This is a genomic window from Pedobacter sp. (genome assembly GCF_040513095.1).
Taxonomy (GTDB): Bacteria; Bacteroidota; Bacteroidia; order Sphingobacteriales; family Sphingobacteriaceae; genus Pedobacter.
Window position 1 is genome coordinate 1 of the sequence record NZ_JBEVDX010000157.1, and the last position, 5,286, is coordinate 5,286.

6 protein-coding genes are annotated in these 5,286 nt (G+C 42.7%); all 6 read left to right on the forward strand.

From position 1 onward, the window contains the following. Nucleotides 1-231 precede the first annotated feature (231 nt). Nucleotides 232-1,083 carry an ATP phosphoribosyltransferase gene (hisG, locus tag ABWY16_RS17370; RefSeq protein WP_353905926.1) on the forward strand — a complete coding sequence of 284 codons (852 nt, stop codon included), beginning with the start codon at nt 232-234 and terminating at the stop codon, nt 1,081-1,083. 55 nt (nt 1,084-1,138) lie between these two features. Then, entirely contained in the window at nt 1,139-2,425 is a 1,287-nt protein-coding gene (gene hisD / locus ABWY16_RS17375; RefSeq protein ID WP_353905927.1) for a histidinol dehydrogenase, read from the forward strand. A 2-nt stretch (nt 2,426-2,427) separates the two neighbouring features. Beyond that, the gene (gene hisC / locus ABWY16_RS17380; protein ID WP_353905928.1) at nt 2,428-3,471 is read left to right on the forward strand and encodes a histidinol-phosphate transaminase; all 1,044 of its coding nucleotides are present in this window, start codon (nt 2,428-2,430) and stop codon (nt 3,469-3,471) included. 4 nt (nt 3,472-3,475) lie between these two features. Further along, nucleotides 3,476-4,609, forward strand: coding sequence for a bifunctional histidinol-phosphatase/imidazoleglycerol-phosphate dehydratase HisB (gene hisB, locus ABWY16_RS17385; RefSeq protein ID WP_353905929.1), 1,134 nt, complete (start codon nt 3,476-3,478; stop codon nt 4,607-4,609). An 11-nt stretch (nt 4,610-4,620) separates the two neighbouring features. Next, nucleotides 4,621-5,211 (forward strand): imidazole glycerol phosphate synthase subunit HisH, encoded by a 591-nt coding sequence (gene hisH, locus ABWY16_RS17390; protein WP_353905930.1) that lies wholly within the window; start codon nt 4,621-4,623, stop codon nt 5,209-5,211. Between the two features lie 4 nt (nt 5,212-5,215). After that, on the forward strand, nt 5,216-5,286 hold a 71-nt coding region (locus tag ABWY16_RS17395; protein WP_353905931.1), incomplete at its 3' end, for a HisA/HisF-related TIM barrel protein.

Here is a 5,286-nt window from a genome sequence, read left to right on the forward strand (position 1 = left end):
CTCAAATAAAATGCCACATATTTTTTGTTTTCTGATTTCAATTTCTATATTTGCGTTCCTCCTGATGCAATGCATTATTGAACAAAGGAATATAAAATTTAATATGAACAAACATTTGAACCATCACTTACATTTGCACCATCGCCAGTTGGCGATGTATATGTAATGTTTTGTACTTCAAGACTTGTTTCCGACTTATAATTTCCTGTTCCATTCAATAATTTCAATCAATTGAAAACACTTAAAATTGCTATCCAGAAATCTGGTAGATTAAACGAAAAATCTGTAGAGATTCTTAAAAATTGTGGTTTATCTTTCGAAAACTACAAGAGCTCACTGATATCAACTGTTACTAACTTCCCTCTGGAGATTCTTTTCCTGAGAGATGATGATATACCTGAATATGTTCAGGACGGTATTGCCGATCTGGGCATAGTAGGTGAAAATGTAATTACAGAAGTAAATGCTGACGTAGAATATCTTCAGAAACTTGGCTTCGGCAGGTGCACGCTGAAAATCGCAATCCCCAATGACAGTGAAATCACTGACATCAGCGGCCTTGAAGGTAAAGCAATCGCTACTTCTTACCCGGTTATTCTTGAAAAATATTTGCAGGACAATAACGTAAACGCAGTAGTGCGTACCATTTCCGGATCAGTGGAAATCGGCCCTGGCTTAGGTTTAAGCGACGCCATCTGTGATATCGTTTCAACTGGCGGAACTCTAAAAAGCAATGGCTTGAAACCATTCGCGGAAGTGATGAAATCTGAAGCTGTACTGATCGGAAACAAAGGCATAGAGCTCAATGAAGATGTAATCGAACTGCTGCAAAGAATCCGCTCTGTACTCCGTGCAAAAGAAACCAAGTATGTAGTACTCAATGTAGCCAAATCTAACCTTGATAAGGTTGTGAGCCTGTTGCCTGGTGTGAAAAGCCCTACAATCGTTCCTCTTTTCGAACCTGACTGGGTAGCGGTACACTCGGTTATTGCAGAACAGGATTTCTGGGAAAAGATCAACAGCCTTAAAGCTGCCGGTGCAGAAGGAATTGTAGTGATGCCGATCGAAAAGATCATCGCATAACTGAATTAATTAGCGGATTCATGGTTAACTAAGGTTAACACAAATAAATAAAACATTGAAAATCTACAGTTATACTGATTTGTCAGCGCAGAATATTGAAGATCTCTGTTTAAGGCAGCTGTCTGATGATAATACTATTGCAGACCGGGTAAAAAGTATCATTTCCAGGGTAAAAGAAGAAGGTGATAATGCACTTTTCAGTTTTGCGCAGGATTTTGATCAGATAGAACTTAAGCAGCTTTACATCGAAAAGTCAGAAATAGAAGCTATTGCGGCAACGATTCCCGGTGATGCGAAAAAAGCAATTGATACCGCTTATGCAAATATCAGAAAATTCCATGCTGCGCAATTGCTTAAAGAGGCTGTTATAGAAACCATGCCCGGAGTTTCCTGCTGGCGTGAGGCACGTGCAATTGAACGCGTAGGTTTATATATACCGGGCGGAACAGCGGTGCTCCCAAGTACTTTCCTGATGCTGGGTATTCCTGCTGTACTGGCAGGCTGCAAAGAGATCGTAGTTTGCTCACCCCCTCAGAAGGATGGCAAAACCAATTGTTATCTTGCCTATTGCGCAGTTCTTCTGGGAATTGAAAAGATCTACATGGCAGGTGGTGCACAGGCAGTCGCTGCTATGGCTTTTGGTACGGAGACTGTTCCTAAGGTATACAAAATCTTTGGCCCGGGAAACCGCTATGTAACACAGGCCAAACAAATGGTTCTGGCTACAGGAATGACAGCTATAGATATGCCTGCCGGCCCTTCAGAAGTTCTGGTCTTTGCTGATGAAACCGCTAACCCCGCTTTTGTGGCATCTGACCTGCTTGCACAGGCAGAACATGGAGTGGACAGCCAGTCGATCCTCGTATCTACTTCTTCAGAGATGATAACAGCCACACTTGAACAGGTTCAGCTGCAGTTAAAGGCTCTTCCCCGTGAAGCTATCGCAGCACAGGCTATAGAGAATTCTTATGCAGTACTGGTAGACAATGCGGCACAGGCAATGGCATTTAGCAATGTGTATGCCCCTGAACATCTGATTCTCGCTACAGATAGTTTTAAAGAACTGATCCCGATGATCATTAACGCTGGCTCTGTATTCCTCGGAAACCTGACTCCGGAAAGCGCGGGAGATTACGCTTCGGGCACGAACCATACTTTACCTACAAGCGGATTTGCCAAAGCCTATTCTGGTGTATCTATTGATTCATTTATCAAAAAGATAACTTTTCAGCATATCAGTCCCGAAGGACTAAACAACATCGGTCCAACTGTAGAAATATTAGCCGAAGCCGAAGGGCTCCAGGCACACAAAAATGCAATCACTATTCGTTTAAAATCATAGAGATGGATATCAAGAACTTACAACGCGAAAATATTAAAAACCTTCGCCCCTATTCTACCGCAAGGGACGAATACAAAGGTCAGGCGAGCGTTTTTTTGGATGCCAATGAAAACAGTTTCGGCTCTCCCCTGCCGGAAAACTTTAACCGCTACCCTGATCCGCTGCAACTGGACTTAAAGGACGCGATCAGTAAAATCAAAGGGGTACCTATTGAAAATACCTTTTTAGGTAACGGCAGCGACGAAGCAATCGATTTGCTGTTCAGGTGTTTCTGTAACCCGGGAAAAGACAATGTAATCATTCTTCCGCCAACGTACGGGATGTATGAGGTATCTGCAAATATCAATGACGTAGAGATCCGCAAGGTGAATCTGCTGCCAAACTTTCAGCTTGATCTGGAAGGGATTGCAGAAGCAATTGATGAAAACACAAAACTGATCTTCATCTGCTCCCCGAATAACCCTACCGGGAATTCAATTATCCGCACTGACATAGAAACCATACTCGCTAACTTCAAAGGCCTGGTGATTATCGATGAGGCGTATATTAATTTTGCCAAACAGCGCACATTTATCCAGGAACTGACAGAATACCCTCACCTGGTCATCCTGCAGACTTTCTCCAAAGCCTGGGGACTTGCCGGATTACGTCTGGGAATGGCATTCGCATCAAGTATCATCATTGATATCCTGAACAAAGTGAAAGCACCATACAATATCAGTCAATCGACACAGGACCTGGCATTGGCTGCATTACAGAACGTAGGGCAGGTCAACGACTGGATCAAAGTAACTGTTGCAGAACGAGAAACGCTAAGCCAGAAACTTTTAGACCTTCCGGGGGTTACCAAAGTATATCCTTCAGATGCTAACTTTGTACTTGCAGAAGTAGAAGATGCCGCAGGAACTTATCATGCACTGGTAGACCAGGGCATCATTATCCGCGACCGCTCTAAAGTAGTTTTGTGCGACGGCTGTCTCAGGATTACCGTAGGTACACCACAGGAAAACGAAATCTTATTATCCGCTTTAAAATTGATAAACTAATACCATGAAGAAGTTCCTTTTTATAGACCGCGACGGCACCCTGATCACAGAACCTGAAGATGAACAGATCGACTCCTTTGCCAAACTGAAATTCTATCCTAAATCATTATATTATCTGGCTAAAATTGCTGCTGAACTTGATTTCGGTCTGATCATGGTAACTAACCAGGATGGACTCGGAACAGATTCACATCCGGAACTGAACTTCTGGCCGGTACATAACTTTATCCTGGATACTTTTGCAGGTGAAGGCGTAGTATTCTCTGAAGTAATTATTGATAAAACTTTTGCCCATGAGAATGCCCCTACCCGTAAACCTAACACTGGTTTACTGCAGCATTTCCTGACAGGCGAATATGATCTTGCAAATTCATTTGTAATCGGCGACCGCATCAATGATGTGATCCTGGCAAAGAACCTGGGCGCAAAAGCGATCTGGCTGAGAAATAATGATCTGCTGGGGGCAAATGAAATACTCGATAAAGCTGAAACACTTACAGATATTATTGCCCTGCAAACACAGCACTGGGTAGATATTTATACTTTCCTTAAGGCTGGCAGCAGACAGTTCCAGCATATCAGGAAAACCAATGAAACGGACATCGAAATCGGCATCGATCTTGACGGAACCGGAAAAGGCGATATCCATACAGGACTGAACTTCTTCGACCATATGCTGGATCAGATTGCCCGTCACGGGGGGATCGACCTGAAAGTGATTGCCAAAGGCGATTTACATATAGATGAACACCATACTGTAGAAGATACAGGGATTGCCCTGGGCGAAGCCTTCGCCAAAGCCCTGGGAAATAAACTGGGCATCGAACGATATGGTTTCTGTTTGCCAATGGACGACTGCCTGGCACAGGTGGCGATTGATTTTGGAGGACGCAACTGGATAGTCTGGGATGCAGAATTTAAACGCGAAAGAGTTGGTGACGTTCCTACAGAAATGTTTTACCACTTCTTCAAATCGTTCAGTGATGCCGCAAAATGTAACCTGAATGTGAAAGCTGAGGGTGATAACGAGCATCATAAAATTGAGGCTATTTTTAAAGCTTTTGCAAAAGCTATCAAAATGTCTATCAAAAGAGATGCAGAAAAGTTAGTTTTACCAAGTACCAAAGGGTTGTTATAACGAAATATAAAATGATAGGTATCGTAAATTACGGGGCAGGGAATATCTTTTCTCTGACCTCGGCTTTATCCAGGCTCGGGATTTCTTATGGCATGATCAATTCGGAAGAAGAGTTTGATCAGTATTCACATATCATCATTCCTGGTGTAGGCCATGCAGGAGCAGCAATGGAGAAACTGAACAAGAGCGGTTTAGTGGAAAAAATCAGGTCTCTGACCAAACCTGTGCTGGGTATCTGCGTGGGTATGCAGCTGCTGACAGACCATTCTGAAGAAGGCGATGCCAGCCTGACGAACATCATTCCTCTCAAAACAAAACTCTTCGATAAAGAGCTGGGTATCAAGATTCCCCATATGGGCTGGAATAATGTAGAGATTAAAAACAATTTATTATTCGAAGGTGTTGAAAATCAGACACAATTTTACTTTGTGCATTCGTATTTTATTGAATATAACCCTATTTTTGGAATCGCAACTGCTGATTATGGTCTGCAATACTCAGCGGCTATACAAAAAGGTAATTTTTATGGGGTGCAGTTCCACCCAGAGAAGTCCGGTGCTGCCGGAGAACGTTTATTATTGAATTTTTCAAACTTAAAATAACAAGATGTACATTATTCCCGCTATAGATATTTTAGATGGCAAGGTTGTCCGGTTAACCGAAGGCGACTACAACCA